This is a genomic window from Streptomyces sp. NPDC004031 (genome assembly GCF_053604375.1).
This window is the reverse complement of the sequence record NZ_JBSGHL010000006.1, coordinates 186,981-204,590: the sequence shown is the minus strand read 5'-3', so window position 1 is coordinate 204,590 and position 17,610 is coordinate 186,981. Positions and strand designations below refer to the sequence as shown.

Sequence of the window (17,610 nt, the reverse complement as noted above, 5' to 3'; positions counted from 1 at the left end):
GCCTCGCCCTGGGGCGCGGGGGGGGTGTCGTGGCCGGGGGGGGGATTGGGTACCCCCACGCCCCGCACCGGGTTCTGCCGGTGCGGGGCGAGGGCTTCCGCATGCGGGGCGCGGTCTACGAGGGGAGGGGCGGGTCGGCGCGGGCGTGCTCGACGAGGCGGCGCAGCTCGTCGATGTCGTACTCGGCCCGCTGCGCGCTCCCGTACCGGGTGAGCTTGCCCCGGCTGGCCCACTTGCGGATCGTGGCCTCGCTGACCCCGGCCGCCAGGGCCGCCAGCGCGGTCGGCACCCGGCGCCGTCCGGGTGGGAACCGCACGCTCACCGCGACGTCTCCGGGGCGTCGGCGGCGAACTGCGAGGCGAGCGCGAGCCACTGGGGCACCGCCCAGGAATGCCCGGCGTCGCAGCGGATGCCGGGCGGCGAGTCACCGGCCCCGGTGAGATGGGCGAAGACCCGGGCGCCGCACCCGGGCCGCAGGCACCCCCCGAGCTCGCGCCGCGAGTCGTCCTTGACCTGCAGGTAGGCGCGCGCCGCCGCCGCGAGATGGCCGATCTCCTCCAGGAAGTCGGACGCGGCCGGATGCCCGGAGAGCCAGTCCACCTGCTCGCCGAGGTAGCTCGCCAGGGACCTCACGTCCCGCCCCCGGGGGCTGGCCCACCGGCGTTCGGCGACGACCAGTTCCGACCAGAGCGTCAGGACCCGCACGATGTCGGAACGCAGCGCCATCGCGTCCTCGTCCAGCGGGATGTCGGCGGTCCGCGACCCGGACACCCGCTCGCGCAGCAGCCGGCTCGGGTCGGCCGGCATGACCTCGCATTTGCTGTAAAGACCGGGGATCTCCGAGAGATCGCGCCGGATCCGGACGGCGGCGATCGGATCGATTCCGTAGGTGTCCGGAGCCGCTTCGGTTAACAGGACATCGGACGGGTAATCCCGAGAAGAATTCGCGCGTAAGTTCATTTCCGCCGCCCTCCCCTTTTCCTGCCGCAACGCTCCCGGTGAGCAGAACATCGGCATCGCTCATGTACCAACGCCAATTTTTCGATTCCCATCCTGACTCTCTGCTTCTTCCGATCAGAGTAGTGCGCGATCAAAATCGAGCTTCCGCCGAAGCGATCAGCAAGCTCTCCATGAAGCCGGACAGGTGCAGGTGGGTGACGGTATCCTGCTGGTCGCCGCCCCCCGGCCACGTCCTCGGTCTTCATATTGATCCAAGCCGCGCAATGGCGCGCGAATTGATGGGCCAGCCCCCCGGTGCCCACTCAGCGGTGATCATCAATTAGGCTAGACGAATCATCGCCCGAGTGCAAGCAACTGATGACGGGATTGTGACAAACAGGTGTCCGGATAAAGACGCCGGACGGGGGCGGTGTCGGCCTGAGCTGCGTCAATGCGGTGGCATCGGCCGCATTGACGACCTTCGCCGGACGTTCGTGGAAATTAATTTCCCTTACAAATTGAGCGAACCAGGATGTCTGGGTTGCGTACTACTTCCGAAATGCCTCACGCGATGCGGCCGCCGGCACGGCCGGGGGCTCCGGCGTGCGGCCCGCAGGTGCCCCCGCCTGTGCCGGGCCCGGGGGAGGCCCGCGCCGAGGGGGCTTCCGGAGGTGCCCGGGGCGGGATCGGCGGCCGGCCGGCGGAATCCGGCGGCGGGCCCGGGAAAAGCGGCGGGCCGGACCGGAAGTACCCCCGGATCCGGCCCGTCACCCGCGTTCACCGCGTCGGCAACTGTGCCCCAGGCAGGATTCGAACCTGCGACACCGGCTTTAGGAGAGCCGTGCTCTATCCCCTGAGCTACTGGGGCGGGATGGAGCGTGATGGAGACCGCCCAGGGCGGCCCAGGACAGGTTAGCGGATGAGGCAGGACGGGGTGGTCACCGCCCGGTGCGCCGTCCTGCGGGACACGGCTGTCCCTGCGGCCCTACCGTGGACGGGGGCGAGAGCGGCAGAGGCCGTCCGGGTGACGTGAAGGGGGCGCCGTGGAGGCGGAGTTGGCAGGGCTTGCGGCGTCGGGCGCGACGACGGTGGTGGGGCTCATGGCCTCGGACGCCTGGGCGCAGGTCAGGGCGCGGCTGGCGCGGTTCTTCGCGCGGGACGGGGCGGAGGGCGCGGAGGAGGCGGCGACCGCCGACCTGGAGCGGTCCCGCGACGAGCTGGCCGAGGCGCGTGGCGCCCAGGACGCGGCCACGGAGGACGACCTGCGGGCCGAGTGGCGGCTGCGGCTGCGGCGGACGCTCCAGGCGGACCCGGCCGCCGCGGACGAGCTGCGCCGCCTGCTGGCCGAGCTGTCCCCCGAGCCGCAGGCCGCGGGCGGCACCACGTACTACACGGCGAACACCACGCACGGCGGCGTCTTCCACGAGACCGTGATCCAGGCGGGCTCGATCACCTACCACGGGGTGCAGCCGCCGGGTCACGGCGCGCCTCCGCCGGGCGCCGCGCCGGGTGGTCAGGACCCGCTCGCGGGGCGCTGAGCAGGGCGGGAATAGGCGCGGAGAGTGTTCCGTTCCTGTGGTTGAAACATCAACCAATGGGACGGTGGACGAGATGCAGTTCGGGATCTTCACGGTCGGCGACGTCACCACGGACCCGACGAACGGGCGGACGCCGAGCGAGTACGAGCGGATCAAGGCGATGGTGGCCATCGCGCAGAAGGCCGAGGAGGTCGGGCTCGACGTGTTCGCGACCGGCGAGCACCACAACCCGCCGTTCGTGCCGTCGTCGCCGACCACCATGCTCGGCTACATCGCCGCGCGGACCGACCACCTGATCCTCTCCACCTCGACGACGCTCATCACGACGAACGACCCGGTCAAGATCGCCGAGGACTTCGCGATGCTCCAGCACCTCGCCGACGGCCGCGTCGACCTGATGCTGGGCCGCGGCAACACCGGCCCGGTCTACCCGTGGTTCGGCAAGGACATCCGCGACGGCATACCGCTGGCGGTCGAGAACTACGCGCTGCTGCACAAGCTGTGGCGCGAGGACACCGTCGACTGGGCCGGAAAGTTCCGCACCCCGCTGCAGTCCTTCACCTCCACCCCGCGCCCGCTGGACGGCGTCCCGCCGTTCGTGTGGCACGGCTCCATCCGCAGCCCGGAGATCGCCGAGCAGGCCGCTTACTACGGTGACGGCTTCTTCGCCAACAACATCTTCTGGCCCAAGGAGCACTTCAAGCGCCTGATCGGCCTGTACCGCGAGCGCTACGCGTACTACGGCCACGGGAGCCCGGAGCAGGCGGTCGTCGGGCTGGGCGGCCAGGTGTTCATGCGGAAGAACTCCCAGGACGCGGTGCGCGAGTTCCGCCCCTACTTCGACAACGCCCCGGTGTACGGCCACGGGCCGTCGCTGGAGGAGTTCACCGACCAGACGCCGCTGACCGTCGGGTCGCCGCAGGAGGTCATCGACAAGACGCTCACCTTCCGCGAATCGTTCGGCGATTATCAGCGGCAGCTGTTCCTCATGGACCACGCGGGCCTGCCGCTGAAGACCGTGCTGGAGCAGCTCGACATCCTCGGCGAGGAGGTCGTGCCGGTGCTGCGGCGCGAGTTCGCGGCGGGCCGCCCGGCCGGCGTGCCGGACGGACCGACCCACCAGGCGCTCGTCGCCCGCAGCCGCGGCGACATTATCGATAGCCGCGACACCACCACCCACGACAGCGAGGAGATCACCGCATGACCAGGAAACTCGTCGTGATCACCGCCGGTCTCGGCCGGCCGTCCTCCACCCGGCTGCTCGCCGACCGGCTCGCCGCCGCGACCCGGCAGCAGGTCGCCGAGACCGCGGGCACCGGTCCGGGACCCGAGCTGGACGTGCAGGTCGTCGAACTGCGCGACCTGGCGAACGAGATCGCCCAGAACATGGTCACCGGCTTCCCCGGCCCGCGGCTGCGCGCCGCCGTGGAGGCCGTGACGTCGGCCGACGGGCTGATCGCGGTCACCCCGGTCTTCACCGGCTCCTACAGCGGCCTGTTCAAGTCCTTCTTCGACGTGATCGACAAGGACGCGCTGACCGGCACCCCGGTGCTGATCGCGGCGACCGGCGGCACCGCACGCCACTCCCTGGTCCTGGAGCACGCCCTGCGGCCGCTGTTCTCCTACCTGCGCGCGGTCGTCATGCCCACGGCGGTGTACGCGGCCACCGACGACTGGGGCGCGGCGGGCCCGGCCCGCCCCGCGGGCGACGACCCCCTCGCCCTGCGTGTTGCCCGCGCCGCCGCCGAACTCTCCCGGTACCTGGCGGGCGCCCCGGCCCCGCGCCCGCCGTCCGCCGACGAGACGTTCACGCCGTTCGCCCAGCAGCTCGCGGCGCTGGCCCCGGACGACTGATCCGCGGCCGATCCGCGACGCGCCACCCGCCCGGGTGACCACCACCGGGCGGCTCACCCTTACGGGTGACCGACTCCGCGCGGTCACCCGTGAGGGTGAGCCACGCGTACGCGGCTACGCCGAACCCACCCCTGCCACCCCGCCGCTTCCCGCGTCGCCCCCGGCTCCCTCGTCGAGGAACTCGACGACCGCCAGCACACCCACCGCGACCAGCGCGATCCAGAAGACGACCAGACCCGTCGGGTAGGACCACAGCAGCACCGACAGCCCGGCCCCCGCGACGACCGCCCACCGCAGCGCGTGCCGGTAGCGGTGCACCCACGGGCCCACGGGCCCGGTCGTCGACGGTCCCACCGCCTGCCGTACCGCGCCGATGCCGGTCTCCCACGCGCTCCTGACCCGCGTCGCCCACCGCCCCGCGCCGCTCAGCCATGCCCCGACGGCCACCAGCACCCCCAGGACGATCACCATACGTACGGTCATCCGCAGGAACCGGGTGATCTGGTCGTACACCGCACCGGCCGCCGCCTGGTTCGTGTCGGCGGGCAGATGATCCAGATAGACGATCCGGAAGACCGACAGGGCGATGCCCAGCACCGCCAGGCCCGCGGCCACCCCCAGTGCGGCCGCGACCAGGGCGCGCCGCCGGTGCGCGGCCAGCAGCACGCCCGCGGCCGCCAGCACGACGGTGACCACCGGCAGCCAGTTCCCCGCGACCTGCAGCAGCCGGAAGCCCGTCTGCGCCCGCTGCACGTCCTCGGACTCCACCAGCGTGTAGTCCGTCCGCACCTGCGGAATCACCGACGCGACGCCCAGCCCCCGGTCCAGCAACCGCTGCTTCACCTGCGCCACCACCGGCTCCAGGTCCAGCACCACCGCGTCCCCCTGTACCCGCACCGGCGTGTCGCTGCTCCCGGTCAGCGCACCGGTGAAGGCCGCGTGCGCCTGCCGGTTCAGCTGCTCCCAGATCTGGGCGAAGGCATCGCTCGCCACGAAGTTCGCGACCGTCTGCCGGACGAAGTCCCGGATCCCGCTCGTGATGGGCCCCCGCAGACCGCCGAGCGCCTGCTCCAGGCGCGGGCGGTCGCTCGGGGCCGCCTTCGACAGCAGCGACCGGAGGTCGATCTTCGCCATGGCCGCGTCCGTGACCCGGTCGGTCACCGCGGCCTGGACGTCGGGCTGCCGGGCGAGCGGCGCGACGGTCGCCACGTATCGATTGGTGTCGGCCATCTCGTCGGCGACCCACACCGCCACGGCGGCGAGCGGGGCGAGCACCGCCGCCAGCGTGATCAGCAGCGCCGACAAGGTGGTGCGCCACCACGGCCGCCTGGGCGCACGCCTGCGCAGCGCCGCCAGCTCGGCGCGCTCGTCGGCGCCGAGCGGGCCGCCGCCCGGGGCGGGGACCCCACCGGGTCCGTCCGCGCTCGTCGCCATGTGCGCACTCCCTCGCCGGCCCCAGGGGAGGCCTGCCACTCCCGGCCCACCGGTCCCTCCCCGCCAGCCAACGGCCCCGCCGCCCCGCCCGCGCGCGCAACTGCTGCGTACGGGTGGCGGAGCCGTCCATGCGCACTCACCCGTCCAGGTGACCGCACACCCGCACCCGCCGTCGCCGGTGGACCGATCGGGTCACGCCGAACGGGTGAGTGCGCGTTACCCGCCCCGCCCCGGCGGTTAGTCATCGTCGTGCAGCTGCCGCAACCCCACTGGCGTGGCCGTCATCACCACCAGGGACGGTCGTCCGATGGCGGTCGCGGTGGATTCCCGGGCCCCCCCGCCCGGGACCGCCGCCCACGCCGCCCGCACGAAGGTCCCGGGGGAGTCCGCCTCCCCCGCATGGCGGGGTCGCTGAGCTGCACCTAGCGTGGAAATTCCGGGGGGACGCGCGCTGGCGCAAAGGAGACCCACGCCATGGCACGAAGCTCCTCCGAGACGTCGGCGGCCAACGGTCGGGACGGCGCCCCCGGATCACCGAGCGGGCAGGGCGTCCCCGACGAACAGTCCTCCCGCCGCTGGTGGGTGCTCGTCGTCATCGGCATCGCCCAGCTGATGGTCATCCTGGACGCCACCATCGTGACCATCGCGCTGCCGTCGGCACAGAAGGACCTCGGCTTCAGCGACGGCGACCGCCAGTGGGTCGTCACCGCGTACGCCCTCGCCTTCGGCTCCCTGCTGCTGTTCGGCGGCCGTCTCGCCGACCTCATCGGGCGCAAGCGGATCTTCCTGATCGGCCTGGTCGGTTTCGCCGCCGCGTCGGCGATGGGCGGCGCGGCGGGGAGCTTCGAGATCCTCGTGGTCGCCCGCGCCCTCCAGGGCGCCTTCGCCGCCGTCCTCGCCCCCGCAGCCCTGTCGCTGCTCACGACGACGTTCACCGACGCCAGGGAGCGCGCCAAGGCCTTCGGCATCTACGGCGCCATCGCGGGCGCGGGAGCCGCCGTCGGGCTGCTCCTCGGCGGCCTGCTCACCGAGTACCTGGACTGGCGCTGGTGCCTGTACGTCAATCTGATCTTCGCCGTCATCGCCTTCATCGGCGGCGCACGTCTGCTGGCCCCCGGCACCCTGCCCGACCGCCCGTCCCTCGACATCCCGGGGACGCTCCTGGTCTCCAGCGGCCTGTTCGGCATCGTGTACGGCTTCTCCAACGCCGAACGGCACTCCTGGAGTGCCGCCAGCACCTGGGGCTTCCTGCTGGCCGGTGCGGTCCTTCTGGCGGCCTTCGTGTGGTGGCAGCGGCGCGCGGTGCATCCGCTGCTGCCGATGCGCGTCGTCAGCGACCGCGACCGAGGCGCGTCCTTCGTCGCGATGTTCCTTTCCGGCGCGGGGATGTTCGGCGTGTTCCTCTTCCTGACGTACTACATGCAGCGCACGCTGCTGTACTCGCCGGTGCGGACGGGCGTGGCGTTCCTGCCGATGGTCGCGGTCCTGGTGATCGCCTCGGTGACGACGACCAACGTGCTGGTGCCGAAACTGGGCGCCAAGCCCATCGTGCCGACCGGCATGCTGCTGGCCGGCGGCGCCATGGCATGGATGACGGCACTGGACGCCAACAGCACCTATGCCGCGCACGTCATGCCGCCGCTGCTCCTGCTGGGACTGGGCCTCGGGCTGATCTTCGCCACCGCGATGAACCTCGCGACCGCCGGTGTCCAGGCGCACGACGCGGGCGTCGCCTCGGCCATGGTCAACACCAGCCAGCAGGTAGGCGGCTCGGTCGGTACCTCACTGCTCAACACCCTGGCCACGAGCGCCGCCACCAGCTACCTCTCCGGCCGCCGCCCGAGCCCGGCCGCGGTCGCCCAGGCACAGCTGCACAGCTACACCGTCGCCTACTGGTGGTCGGCGGGCTTCTTCGCCTTCGGCTTCATCATCACCTTCCTACTGTTCCGGCCGGGGCCGCCGCGTATCGCCGAGGCGCCCGCCGAGGAGAGCCCGTCCCCGGCAGCGGCCTGACCTGCGGCGGTTCCCGCGGGGTATCCACATCGCGGAAACCCGCCCCGTAAAGCTGGCGCATACAGCTACCGTTTCTCCATGACAGCCAACGCCACAGGCAAGGCGACAGGCCCCGCGCCGGACGCGGTCGCCGTGCTCGACGCGGTCAGCGTGCGCCGCTACACCACCGGTCAGGTCATCCTCGACGACATCAACTGGACCGTGCGCGCAGGCCAGCACTGGGCGCTGCTCGGCGCGAACGGCGCGGGCAAGACCACGATCCTCCGGCTGATCGGGGCGCTCATGCACCCGACCACCGGGACGGTCGACGTCCTCGGCCACCGCCTGGGCCGCGTGGACATGCGCGAACTGCGCGCCCTCATCGGCCTGGTCTCCTCGGCGCAGAAGGTGCCGCTCGACCTGCCCGCGCACGCGGTCGTGCTGACCGGCCACACCGGCACCGTGCAGCCGCTGTGGCGCAAGTACGACGACGAGGTGCGCGAGCGCGCGGGTGCGCTGCTGGCCGAACTGGAGATCAAGGAACTCGCCGAGCGCCCCTACGGTGTCTGCTCAGGCGGCCAGCGCGCCCGCGTCCTGGTGGCGCGGGCCCTGATGGCCGACCCGTCGCTGCTGCTGCTGGACGAGCCGTTCAACGCCCTCGACCTGCCGTCCCGTGAGGACCTGATCGACGCCCTGCACCGGCTCGCCGTCATCAGACCGACGCTGACCACGATCACCGTCACCCATCACCTCGAAGAGCTGTCGCCGTCCATCGATAATGTCCTGCTGCTGAAGGAGGGCCGCGTACTGACGTCGGGCCCTGCCGAGCAGGTGCTCACCGGCGAGCAGATGACGCGCTGCTTCGGGCGGCCCATCGAGGTCAGCCGCCACGGAGGCCGCTGGCTCGCCCGTTCGGGCCGCGTCACACCGCTCACGTAACGGGCACGGGCCCCGCGGGCTGCGCCGTCAGCGGAGCCAGGGCACGTCCGCGCCGTCGCTGCCGTGCAGCCCCTCGGCGATGACCCGCGAGATCTCCCCGAGCTGCCGGCTCTGCTCGGGGGTGAGCCGGTCGAACACGGCGCCGCGCACGGCGGCCACATGGCCGGGCGCGGTGCGCACCAGCTCCGCCCAGCCGGCGTCCGTCAGCACGCACACCTGGCCGCGCCGGTCGGTGGGGCAGTCCTCCCGGCGCACCCAGCCATGGCCCTCCAGCCGGGCGACGGCGTGCGACAGCCGGGACCGGGTGATCTTCGCCCGCTCCGCCAGCTCGGTCATCCGCATGCTGCGCCCGGGAGCTTCCGACAGGGTGCTGAGCAGGGCGTAGTACATGTGCGGTATACCGGCGTCGCGCTGCAGCTGACGGTCGAGATGGTCGTCCAGGAGCGTCGTGGCCTGCAGGAAAGCCCGCCAGGTCGCCTGCTGCTCTTCTGTCAGCCATGTCATGGGGCCATGGTAATCGGTCCTTGAAGATTCAATGAAATACTCACGGCGCGGCTCTGCGTCGACTCGCGGGCATCGTCTCGATCATCGATTAGCGCTGTGGTGCAGGTCACGCTGCGTGTGTGAAATATCCGGGGACCGGATCCCCGTTTGACCTGCTGGCCAGTAAACGGAAGTGGCCTCTCCGCCGCCGGGGCGCCCCGGCGGCCCGTACGACCAGCGCAGTCCCGCGAGACCGGAAGGAGCCGCCCGTGCCGCTCGACATGGAGGCCGCCACCCGGCCCCGCCCCGTACGGCTGCGCGCAGACGCAACCCGCAACCGCGAACGCATCGTCGCCGCGGCTCGCGAAGCGATAGTCGAACTCGGCCCGGACGTCGCGCTCGACGAGGTGGCCCGCCGGGCGGGCGTGGGCAATGCCACGCTGTACCGGCACTTCACCGACCGCGCCGACCTGGTCCGCCAGGTCACGCTGTCAGTGGTGGCCCGTACAGTGAAACGCGCCGAGGACGCGCTGGCCGAAGAGCCGGATGCGTTCGCCGCGCTGCGCCGTTTCGTCCTCGAAGCGGCACAGGAGCGGATCGGCGCACTGTGTCCTCTGCTCACCGATGTCTTCGACCGCCAGGACCCCGCGGTCGTCAGCCAGGTCGAACAGATGGAGCGGTCGGTCGGCGCCATCCTGGACCGCGCCCAGAGCGCGGGCCTGCTGCGCACCGACATCGCCGTCGGTGACGTGATGGTCGCCGTGACGCAGCTCACCCGGCCGCTGCCGGGCGTCTGCTGCGCGGGCTTCGACCGCTTCGTCCACCGCCACCTGCAGCTGTTCCTCGACGGCCTGCGCGCCCCGGCGCGCTCGGTTCTGGCGGGGAATGCCGCGACCCTGGAGGAATTGCAAGCCGGCATGTCGTAAATCGTTCGCAACACCCGTCAACCGGGCCATAGTGTGGCCGGGTTCGCCGTGCGACCCGCTCGCGCAGCCCCAGCCGCCGTCCGCTCATCTCCCGCGCGCGGTGCCGCACCAGGCACCAGCAGACCCGCAGGATCCCTGACCCCGATCCTCCGCGCGCCCCCGGCCCGGCGTCACCACTGACACACGTCCCCACGTTCTGTCACTCCGCACCAAGTAATGAGACCAAGCCATGCCTGAAACACCCCAGCCGGATCCGAGGCGCTGGACAGCGCTCATATTCATCGCCATAGCCCAGCTGATGGTCGTCCTGGACTCGACCGTCGTGAACATCGCGCTCCCGTCCGCCCAGCAGGACCTCGGGATCTCCGACGGCAACAAGCAGTGGGTCATCACCGCGTACACCCTGGCCTTCGGCGGCCTGCTGCTCTTCGGCGGCCGGGTGTCCGACCTGTGGGGACGCAAGAACACCTTCATCGTCGGCCTGCTCGGATTCGCCGTCGCCTCGGCAATAGGCGGAGCCGCGGTCAACACGGCGATGCTGCTGGGCGCACGCACCCTCCAGGGCGTCTTCGGGGCGCTCCTCGCCCCGGCCGCGCTCTCGCTGCTCGCGGTCACGTTCACCGACGCCAAGGAACGCGCGAAGGCCTTCGGCATCTACGGCGCCATCGCGGGCGCCGGAGCCGCGGTCGGACTCATCCTCGGCGGCGTCCTCACCCAGTACCTCAACTGGCGCTGGGCGCTGTTCGTGAACATCCTCTTCGCCGTCGCCGCCGTCATCGGCGCCGTCCTCGTCATCCGCGAGCCCGCACAGGGCCGCAACCGCAACCGGGTCGACATCCCCGGCGTGATCCTCGCCAGCGCGGGCCTCGTCGCCCTCGTGTACGGCTTCAGCCGCGCCGAGAGCGACGGCTGGACGTCCGGGGTGACCCTGGGCCTGTTCGCTGGCTCCGTGGTCCTCCTGGGGGCCTTCGCGCTCGTCGAGAGCCGCGTCTCCGCGCCGCTGCTGCCGCTGCGCGTGGTGACCGAGCGCAACCGCGGCGGCGTGTACCTGTCGCTGGGCCTCGCCGTCATCGGCATGTTCGGCCTGTTCCTCTTCCTGACCTACTACCTGCAGCAGGTCATGCACTACTCCGCCCTGAAGTCGGGCTTCGCGTTCCTGCCCATGGTCGGCGGCATGGTCGTCGGCTCCACGCAGATCGGCACGCGGCTCATGCTGCGCGTCCGCCCGCGTCTGCTGATGGCGCCGGGCTTCCTGGTCGCCGCCCTCGGCATGCTCGTCCTGGCGCAGATCAAGGTCGACTCCTCCTACGCGGAGGTGCTGCTGCCGGGCCTGGTCCTCATGGGCCTCGGCATGGGCACCGCGTTCATGCCCGCCATGAGCCTGGCCACGCACGGGGTGCGGCCGGAGGACGCCGGTGTGGCGTCCGCCATGGTCAACACCTCGCAGCAGGTGGGCGGCTCCATCGGCACCGCGCTGCTGAACACCCTGGCCACCAGCGCCACTGCGACGTGGGTGTCCTCGCACATCACGTCGAAGGCGGACCTGAAGAACCAGCTGTTCATCAACCAGTCCGCGGTGCACGGCTACTCCGTCGCCATCTACTGGGCGACGGGCATCCTGGCGCTGTCCGCGCTGCTGGCCTTCGTGCTGATCGACGCCGGTGTCCAGGGCGGCCACGAGCAGATCGACGGCGAGAAGTCGCCGGAGGACGTCGCCATCCCGGTCATCGCGCACTGACCCGGCGCCGGGCGGCACCTATCGCCCGGCGGCCGTGACGCCGACAGGCCCCCGCTGTTCCGTTCGACCGGAACAGCGGGGGCCTGCTCTTCGTCATCAGATCGACAATCGATGGTCGCGACGAGGAACACGTGCCGGTGCGGCGTACGCGCTCAGCGACGGCACCGGTGGGCGCGTCCTACAGGCCCTCCGGCCACACGTACTCCGACGGCACCTGAACCTTCTCGGCAGGGGAGCCGTAGACCACGGCGATCTCGTCGTGGGCGCCCAGCTTGAGCGAGGCGGGGTCACCCGTCTGCTCGGTGCCGTTGACGTACACGTGCAGCTCCTTGCCGTCACCGGCCTTGAACGTGCCGAGGGTGTCCTTGCCGAACGGCACGTTCCACTCGGTCATGAACTGCCCGAGGGTGAACTCCGCCTTCACCGGTGACTCGATGTGCACGACTCCTGACGTGTCGTGCGTGTGCAGCGGGCTGATCTGCTGCTTGACGAGGTCGATGCCGATGTCGGCCGGTACGGTCACCGCCTTGCCGTCGATGAACACGTCCAGGTGACTGTGGATGTGCAGCACCTGGCCCTCGGCCCCCAGCATGGGCAGCCCCGCCGCCTTCACGCGGGCGGTGGCGTCGGCCGGCGCGGGCCAGCTGACGGAGGACGCGGGGGCCTTTGCATCGGCGTCGGCCGTACCGCTCGCACCACTGGTGTCCGTCGCGGTCGTTGTGCTCCCGGAGGTGCCGGACGGTGCCTTCGCGTCGCCCTTGTCGTCGGAGCCGCAGGCGGCCAGGACGACCGTGCCGGCCAGAACGGCCACGCCGATCGCTATGCGTCGTTTCTGCATGGGAAAGGTCCTTCTGGTCAGCCGAACTGGACGGAGCGTTTCGCCAGCCCCATCCAGAATCCGTCGATGATGCTGCGCTGGCTGCCGAGTTCGGACTCGGCGGCGCCGAGCGTAACGAACAGCGGGGCGAAGTGCTCGGTCCGCGGGTGCGCCAGGCGCCCGGCGGGTGAGGTGCGCTCGAAGTCCAGCAGTGCGTCGACGTCCTGCGCCTCCAGTGCCCGGTGGCCCCAGTCGTCGAACTCCGCCGACCACGTGGGCGGCTGCGGCCCGGCATGGCGCAGTGCGGCGAGATTGTGCGTGAAGAAGCCGCTGCCGACGATGAGCACGCCCTCGTCGCGCAGCGGCGCGAGGCGCCGGCCGATCTCCAGCAGGCCCTGCGGGTCCAGCGTCGGCATGGACACCTGCAGGACGGGGATGTCGGCGCCCGGGAACATCTCCACCAGCGGCACATAGGCGCCGTGATCCAGGCCGCGGTCGGGCACGTCCTGCACGGGACTGCCGGCCCGGCGCAGCAGCTTGCGCACGTCCTCTGCCAGCTCGGGTGCGCCGGGCGCGGGATAGGTGACCTGGTAGTAGTGCTCGGGAAAGCCCCAGAAGTCGTAGACGAGCGGCACGGTCGTCGTCGCACCGATCGCCAGCGGGGCATCCTCCCAGTGCGCGGAGATGACGAGGACGGCCCTGGGGCGCGGCAGGTCGGCCGCCCAGGCGGCGAGCTGTCCGGGCCACAGCGGGTCGTCCGCGAGCGGCGGGGCGCCGTGCGAGAGGTAGAGCGCGGGCATGCGCTCGGGGGCTGCTGCGGTCATGGCGCACCCTCCTTGAAAGTTCAAGCGTATGGAACGACGGTAATCCTGTCTGCTTGAAGTTTCAAATACCTCGGTGTCGCCGCGCCGTTTCCCTCGCCGACCGATGTCTGCCCCCACGGTCAGTGCAGCCGCTTCTCCAGCCATGCCACGTCGTGGTAGGTGCCGAACTTCCGTCCGACCTCCTGGAAGACCCCCACCTGTTGGAAGCCGAAGCGCTCGTGGATGCGTATCGATGCTTGATTCGGCAGCGCCACGCCTGCGTACGCGCGGTGCACGTCCTCGTCCGCAAGCGCCTCGAACAGCGCCGCGTAGAGCAGCGAGCCGATGCCGCGCCCGCCGGCACCGGGTGCGAGGTAGATGCTCGTCTCCACCGACGTCGCGTAGGCCGCCTTCGGGCGGTACGGGCTGCTCGTCGCGTAACCGACGACCTGCCCGCCTTCCACGGGCTGGGCAACCAAGAGGCGGTGGGGGCCGTCTTCCGGGTGAGAGAGCAACCAGGGGCGGCGGTCGTCGGGGGTGATGGGGTCGATGTCGAAAGTGACCGGCGTCTCGCGGACGTAGTGGTTGTAGATGTCCGTGAGTGCCGCGAGGTCGGCCTCCGTACCGGCTCTGACCTGGACGTCCGTATGTTCCGGCATGGTGTGGCCTCCCGGTGTGGCGGACAGGGTACTGCATGATCATAAAAAACAGGTGACGACATGGGAATTGTGTCCGGATTCCAGTCGTTATCCCGATCGGATGGGGCAAGCGCACAGCAAGGCCGAAGAACCTACGGCAGCCGCACACCCGGCTTCGCCATCGGTTCCACGGCGTCGGCTGTGGCCGCACGCCCGGTCCGACCGAGACCGACCGCACCTTCGTAAAGGGAGCACGCATGGCAACCCGTGCCGTCGCCCGTCGTCACGCAGGCGGGACCAGCAGCGTTCGCGCCGCGGGCGGGGAAGTGGCCGACCGCGACCTCGTCGGCATGTACCTGGACGAGATCGCGCGTACGCCGCTCCTCGACGCCGCCCGTGAGGTCGAGCTGTCCCGGGACATCGAAGCAGGAGTCTACGCCGAACGCATCCTCGCCTCCGACCCGGATCTGCCGGCCAACGCCGGCGGCGAGGTCACGCGCGAGGAGCTGGAGGCCCTGGTGGCCGCAGGAGAGCGGGCCAAGGACATCTTCATTCGCTCCAACCTCCGCCTCGTCGTCGCCGTGGCCCGCCGCTATCCGCGCAGCGGACTGCCCCTGCTCGACCTGATCCAGGAGGGGAACGCCGGCCTGGTGCGCGCCGTCGAGAAGTTCGACTACGCCAAGGGCTTCAAGTTCTCCACTTATGCGACCTGGTGGATCCGGCAGGCCATCACCCGCTCCATCGCCGACCAGTCGCGCACGATCCGGCTGCCCGTCCACCTCGTGGAGGAGCTCGGACGGATCCGCCGCGTCCAACGCGAGTTCAACCGCGAGCACGGCCGCGACGCCGAGCCCGCCGAGATCGCCGCCGAGCTGTCCTCCACCCCGGAGCGCGTCGCCGACGTCCTGGACTGGGCCCGCGATCCGGTGTCGCTGAACATGTCGGTGGACGCCGAGGGCGAGACCGAGTTCGGCGACCTGGTCGAGGACGGCGCCGCACCTTCGCCGGAGGATTCCGTGCTGGTGATGCTGCGCCGCGAGGAACTCGACAGCCTCATCGACCGCCTCGACGACCGCACGGCGTCCATCATCCGCGCCCGCTACGGCATCGTGGACGGCCGTGAGCGCACCCTCACCGAGGTCGGCAAGGAACACGGCCTCACCCGCGAGCGCATCCGGCAGATCGAGAAGCACGCCCTGGCCGACCTCAAGCGCATGGCCCGCGCCACCGGCCTGGACTACGAGGCGGCCTGACAATCCCGCCGGTCCGCCCGACGTGACGGACCGGCCCACAGACCCGGACCCCGGTGCCACCCCCCCCGCGCCGGGGTTCGGCCATGCCCCGGTGGCTCGCGCCGAGCGCGCCGGCCTCCCACAGGTGGGGTGCCGCTGTGCCTGCCCGAGGGGCGGGGGTGAGAACCTTCGTGCCATGAGCGATCACAGCGGTGACAGCCCACAGCCCGATCACCCGGGGCCGCACCCCGGTGAGCCCCACCACGAGGGGCTCAGCACCCGGCTGAACTGGCTGCGGGCCGCCGTCCTCGGCGCCAACGACGGCATCGTCTCCACCGCCGGGCTGGTCGTCGGTGTCGCCGGGGCGACCGACTCCCGGTCGGCGCTCCTGACGGCAGGCCTCGCCGGCCTGATGGCGGGCTCGCTGTCCATGGCGGCCGGCGAATACGTGTCCGTGAGCACCCAGCGCGACTCCGAACAGGCCGCACTCGCCCTGGAGCGGGAAGAACTCGCCGCCACCCCGCAAGCCGAACTGGACGAACTCACCGGGCTGTTGGAGGACCGCGGCATCTCCCACGACCTCGCCCGGGAAGTCGCCGAACAGCTCACCGCCCGCGACGCCCTCGGCGCTCACGCCCGCGTCGAACTCGGCATCGACCCCGACGAACTCGCCAACCCCTGGCACGCCGCCTGGGCCAGCTTCATCTCCTTCACCGTCGGCTCGCTGCTGCCACTGCTGTCCATCGTCCTGCCGCCGCAGGACTGGCGGCTGGCAGTCACAGTGGCCGCCGTGCTCGTCGCCCTGGTCTGCTGCGGCTGGATCAGCGCATGGCTGGGCAGCGCCCCGGCACGTCCCGCGGTGATCCGGAACGCAGCAGGCGGCGCCGTGGCCATGGCGGTGACCTACGCGGTGGGTGCTCTGCTCGGCGCAGCAGGCGTATGACGGCCGGGCCCTGTCCGGATGGCGCGGAAGACCCTGTGACCGGGCCCCGTCTGCGGCCGCCGGTCAGGCCCCGGTCGGCGGGTGCACCGGGTCCAGGGATCCGCCGGACAGGAAGTGCTCGATGCGCTCCACGTACGGTGCGATGTCGATTCCCTGCGAGGCGAGCCAGGTATCCGCGTAGTACTTCTCCAGATAGCGCTCGCCGGGATCGCAGAGCAGCCCGACCACGCTGCCTTGTTCGCCGCGCGCCCGCATCTGCCCGATGATCCGGAAAGCCGCCCACAGCCCCGTGCCGGTGGACGCACCCGCCCTGCGGCCGAGCAGCCGCTCAAGGACGCGTACGCTCGCGACCGACGCCGCGTCCGGGACCCGCATCATCCGGTCGACGGCCCCGGGGATGAAGCTGGGCTCCACCCTCTGCCGTCCGATCCCCTCGATGCGCGAGCCTGTGTCGGTGGTCGCCGCCGGATTGTGGTCGCGCCATCCGGGGAAGAACGCCGAGTTCTCCGGATCCGCCACGCAGATGCCGGTGGTCGCCTGGGCATAGCGGACATAGCGCGCGAGCGTGGCGGACGTCCCGCCCGTCCCCGCCGTGGCCACGATCCAGGCCGGCACCGGATGGCGTTCCGCCGCCAGCTGCCGGAAGATCGACTCGGCGATGTTGTTGTTGCCCCGCCAGTCCGTCGCCCGCTCCGCGTACGTGAACTGGTCCATGTAGTGGCCGCCGGTCTCCCGGGCCAGTCGGGCCGCTGCCCCGTACACCTCGCCCGGGTCGTCCACCAGGTGGCAGCGGCCCCCGTGGAACTCGATCAGATCGATTTTCGAGCGCACCGTCCCTCGGGCCATCACGGCCACAAAGGGGACACCGATCAGTCGGGCGAAGTAGGCCTCCGAGACCGCCGTCGAACCGCTGGACGCCTCGATCACCGGTCGCCCCGGGCGGATCCAGCCGTTGCACAGCGCGTACAGGAACAGCGAGCGGGCTAGCCGGTGCTTCAGCGACCCGGTCGGATGCGTCGACTCGTCCTTCAGGTAGAGGTCGATCCCCCAGCCGGCCGGTAGCGGCACTGACAGCAAATGGGTATCTGCGGACCGGTTGGCGTCCGCCTGGACCTTCCCCACGGCCTCGCTCAACCAGCGGCGGTACGCGAGGTCGCTTCGGTCGACATCCGTCTCCTCCGCCGGAACGGCGTCGCGGTCTGCCTGCGGTCTCGGTTGTGGTGCGTGCATGAGCCCAGGTATATCCGTCCGACGGCATCAAACCGACACTTGGGGTATCTCCCCCCACTCGCTTGGGTGGCGGCACCGGTCGGCCGCCGTCGCCGGCGCCGTAC

At 71.2% G+C, this 17,610-nt stretch carries 17 protein-coding genes and 1 tRNA gene; 9 read left to right on the top strand and 9 right to left on the bottom strand.

Features of this window, described 5'->3' with window-relative positions:
- Positions 1–115 precede the first annotated feature (115 nt).
- The 3 genes from ACWERV_RS05940 to ACWERV_RS05930 form a co-directional block, all read right to left on the bottom strand.
- Complete coding sequence (locus ACWERV_RS05940; protein WP_398176958.1) at positions 116–322, bottom strand: hypothetical protein; 207 nt, start codon at positions 320–322, stop codon at positions 116–118.
- Entirely contained in the window at positions 319–807 is a 489-nt protein-coding gene (locus ACWERV_RS05935) for a hypothetical protein (RefSeq protein WP_452929301.1), read from the bottom strand. Before ACWERV_RS05935 ends, ACWERV_RS05940 begins: the two co-directional genes overlap by 4 nt.
- A gap of 927 nt (positions 808–1,734) precedes the next feature.
- Positions 1,735–1,807 (bottom strand) — tRNA-Arg (locus ACWERV_RS05930).
- A 187-nt stretch (positions 1,808–1,994) separates the two neighbouring features.
- On the opposite strand from ACWERV_RS05930, the gene ACWERV_RS05925 reads away from it, so the two are divergent.
- From ACWERV_RS05925 to ACWERV_RS05915, 3 genes are all read left to right on the top strand, one after another.
- Positions 1,995–2,477, top strand: a complete 483-nt coding sequence (locus ACWERV_RS05925; protein WP_452929298.1) for a hypothetical protein — start codon at positions 1,995–1,997, stop codon at positions 2,475–2,477.
- A gap of 73 nt (positions 2,478–2,550) precedes the next feature.
- Complete coding sequence (locus ACWERV_RS05920) at positions 2,551–3,681, top strand: LLM class flavin-dependent oxidoreductase (RefSeq protein WP_452929338.1); 1,131 nt, start codon at positions 2,551–2,553, stop codon at positions 3,679–3,681.
- Positions 3,678–4,331, top strand: coding sequence for an FMN reductase (locus ACWERV_RS05915; protein WP_452929295.1), 654 nt, complete (start codon positions 3,678–3,680; stop codon positions 4,329–4,331). The genes ACWERV_RS05920 and ACWERV_RS05915 overlap by 4 nt, the downstream gene beginning before the upstream one ends.
- A gap of 114 nt (positions 4,332–4,445) precedes the next feature.
- Here the strand turns inward: ACWERV_RS05915 and ACWERV_RS05910 are convergent, their stop codons facing one another.
- A complete protein-coding gene (locus ACWERV_RS05910) occupies positions 4,446–5,765 on the bottom strand; it encodes a hypothetical protein (protein ID WP_452929292.1) in 1,320 nt (439 codons plus the stop codon).
- Positions 5,766–6,239: 474 nt separating this feature from the next.
- Here ACWERV_RS05910 and ACWERV_RS05905 point away from each other — a divergent pair, with 474 nt between their 5' ends.
- Complete coding sequence (locus ACWERV_RS05905; protein ID WP_452929289.1) at positions 6,240–7,778, top strand: MFS transporter; 1,539 nt, start codon at positions 6,240–6,242, stop codon at positions 7,776–7,778.
- Between the two features lie 78 nt (positions 7,779–7,856).
- Complete coding sequence (locus ACWERV_RS05900; protein ID WP_452929286.1) at positions 7,857–8,696, top strand: ABC transporter ATP-binding protein; 840 nt, start codon at positions 7,857–7,859, stop codon at positions 8,694–8,696.
- Between the two features lie 27 nt (positions 8,697–8,723).
- Here the strand turns inward: ACWERV_RS05900 and ACWERV_RS05895 are convergent, their stop codons facing one another.
- Complete coding sequence (locus tag ACWERV_RS05895) at positions 8,724–9,200, bottom strand: MarR family winged helix-turn-helix transcriptional regulator (RefSeq protein WP_398177113.1); 477 nt, start codon at positions 9,198–9,200, stop codon at positions 8,724–8,726.
- Between the two features lie 260 nt (positions 9,201–9,460).
- Between ACWERV_RS05895 and ACWERV_RS05890 the strand changes: the two genes are divergently transcribed.
- Positions 9,461–10,105 (top strand): TetR/AcrR family transcriptional regulator, encoded by a 645-nt coding sequence (locus ACWERV_RS05890; RefSeq protein ID WP_452929335.1) that lies wholly within the window; start codon positions 9,461–9,463, stop codon positions 10,103–10,105.
- A 229-nt stretch (positions 10,106–10,334) separates the two neighbouring features.
- Positions 10,335–11,843: an MFS transporter gene (locus ACWERV_RS05885; RefSeq protein ID WP_452929283.1), complete on the top strand. Its 1,509-nt coding sequence runs from the start codon at positions 10,335–10,337 to the stop codon at positions 11,841–11,843.
- 178 nt (positions 11,844–12,021) lie between these two features.
- On the opposite strand, the gene ACWERV_RS05880 is transcribed toward ACWERV_RS05885, so the two are convergent.
- The 3 genes from ACWERV_RS05880 to ACWERV_RS05870 form a co-directional block, all read right to left on the bottom strand.
- On the bottom strand, positions 12,022–12,681 hold the full coding sequence (locus tag ACWERV_RS05880; protein ID WP_452929280.1) for a hypothetical protein: 660 nt from the start codon (positions 12,679–12,681) through the stop codon (positions 12,022–12,024).
- A gap of 17 nt (positions 12,682–12,698) precedes the next feature.
- Complete coding sequence (locus ACWERV_RS05875) at positions 12,699–13,484, bottom strand: dioxygenase family protein (RefSeq protein ID WP_452929278.1); 786 nt, start codon at positions 13,482–13,484, stop codon at positions 12,699–12,701.
- 119 nt (positions 13,485–13,603) lie between these two features.
- A complete protein-coding gene (locus ACWERV_RS05870) occupies positions 13,604–14,122 on the bottom strand; it encodes an N-acetyltransferase family protein (protein ID WP_452929275.1) in 519 nt (172 codons plus the stop codon).
- 236 nt (positions 14,123–14,358) lie between these two features.
- On the opposite strand from ACWERV_RS05870, the gene ACWERV_RS05865 reads away from it, so the two are divergent.
- Positions 14,359–15,354 carry a sigma-70 family RNA polymerase sigma factor gene (locus tag ACWERV_RS05865; protein WP_452929272.1) on the top strand — a complete coding sequence of 332 codons (996 nt, stop codon included), beginning with the start codon at positions 14,359–14,361 and terminating at the stop codon, positions 15,352–15,354.
- Positions 15,355–15,529: 175 nt separating this feature from the next.
- Positions 15,530–16,276: a VIT1/CCC1 transporter family protein gene (locus tag ACWERV_RS05860; RefSeq protein WP_452929270.1), complete on the top strand. Its 747-nt coding sequence runs from the start codon at positions 15,530–15,532 to the stop codon at positions 16,274–16,276.
- Positions 16,277–16,339: 63 nt separating this feature from the next.
- On the opposite strand, the gene ACWERV_RS05855 is transcribed toward ACWERV_RS05860, so the two are convergent.
- On the bottom strand, positions 16,340–17,506 hold the full coding sequence (locus ACWERV_RS05855) for a PLP-dependent cysteine synthase family protein (RefSeq protein ID WP_452929267.1): 1,167 nt from the start codon (positions 17,504–17,506) through the stop codon (positions 16,340–16,342).
- Positions 17,507–17,610: the final 104 nt, after the last annotated feature.

Bases quoted from the DNA above. Each gene is read 5' to 3' on its own strand.
- ACWERV_RS05935 (WP_452929301.1), bottom strand. From the start codon at position 807: ATGCCGGCCGACCCGAGCCGGCTGCTGCGCGAGCGGGTGTCCGGGTCG.
- ACWERV_RS05920 (WP_452929338.1), top strand. From the start codon at position 2,551: ATGCAGTTCGGGATCTTCACGGTCGGCGACGTCACCACGGACCCGACG.
- ACWERV_RS05915 (WP_452929295.1), top strand. From the start codon at position 3,678: ATGACCAGGAAACTCGTCGTGATCACCGCCGGTCTCGGCCGGCCGTCC.
- ACWERV_RS05910 (WP_452929292.1), bottom strand. From the start codon at position 5,765: ATGGCGACGAGCGCGGACGGACCCGGTGGGGTCCCCGCCCCGGGCGGC.
- ACWERV_RS05905 (WP_452929289.1), top strand. From the start codon at position 6,240: ATGGCACGAAGCTCCTCCGAGACGTCGGCGGCCAACGGTCGGGACGGC.
- ACWERV_RS05900 (WP_452929286.1), top strand. From the start codon at position 7,857: ATGACAGCCAACGCCACAGGCAAGGCGACAGGCCCCGCGCCGGACGCG.
- ACWERV_RS05895 (WP_398177113.1), bottom strand. From the start codon at position 9,200: ATGACATGGCTGACAGAAGAGCAGCAGGCGACCTGGCGGGCTTTCCTG.
- ACWERV_RS05890 (WP_452929335.1), top strand. From the start codon at position 9,461: ATGGAGGCCGCCACCCGGCCCCGCCCCGTACGGCTGCGCGCAGACGCA.
- ACWERV_RS05885 (WP_452929283.1), top strand. From the start codon at position 10,335: ATGCCTGAAACACCCCAGCCGGATCCGAGGCGCTGGACAGCGCTCATA.
- ACWERV_RS05880 (WP_452929280.1), bottom strand. From the start codon at position 12,681: ATGCAGAAACGACGCATAGCGATCGGCGTGGCCGTTCTGGCCGGCACG.
- ACWERV_RS05875 (WP_452929278.1), bottom strand. From the start codon at position 13,484: ATGACCGCAGCAGCCCCCGAGCGCATGCCCGCGCTCTACCTCTCGCAC.
- ACWERV_RS05870 (WP_452929275.1), bottom strand. From the start codon at position 14,122: ATGCCGGAACATACGGACGTCCAGGTCAGAGCCGGTACGGAGGCCGAC.
- ACWERV_RS05865 (WP_452929272.1), top strand. From the start codon at position 14,359: ATGGCAACCCGTGCCGTCGCCCGTCGTCACGCAGGCGGGACCAGCAGC.
- ACWERV_RS05860 (WP_452929270.1), top strand. From the start codon at position 15,530: ATGAGCGATCACAGCGGTGACAGCCCACAGCCCGATCACCCGGGGCCG.
- ACWERV_RS05855 (WP_452929267.1), bottom strand. From the start codon at position 17,506: ATGCACGCACCACAACCGAGACCGCAGGCAGACCGCGACGCCGTTCCG.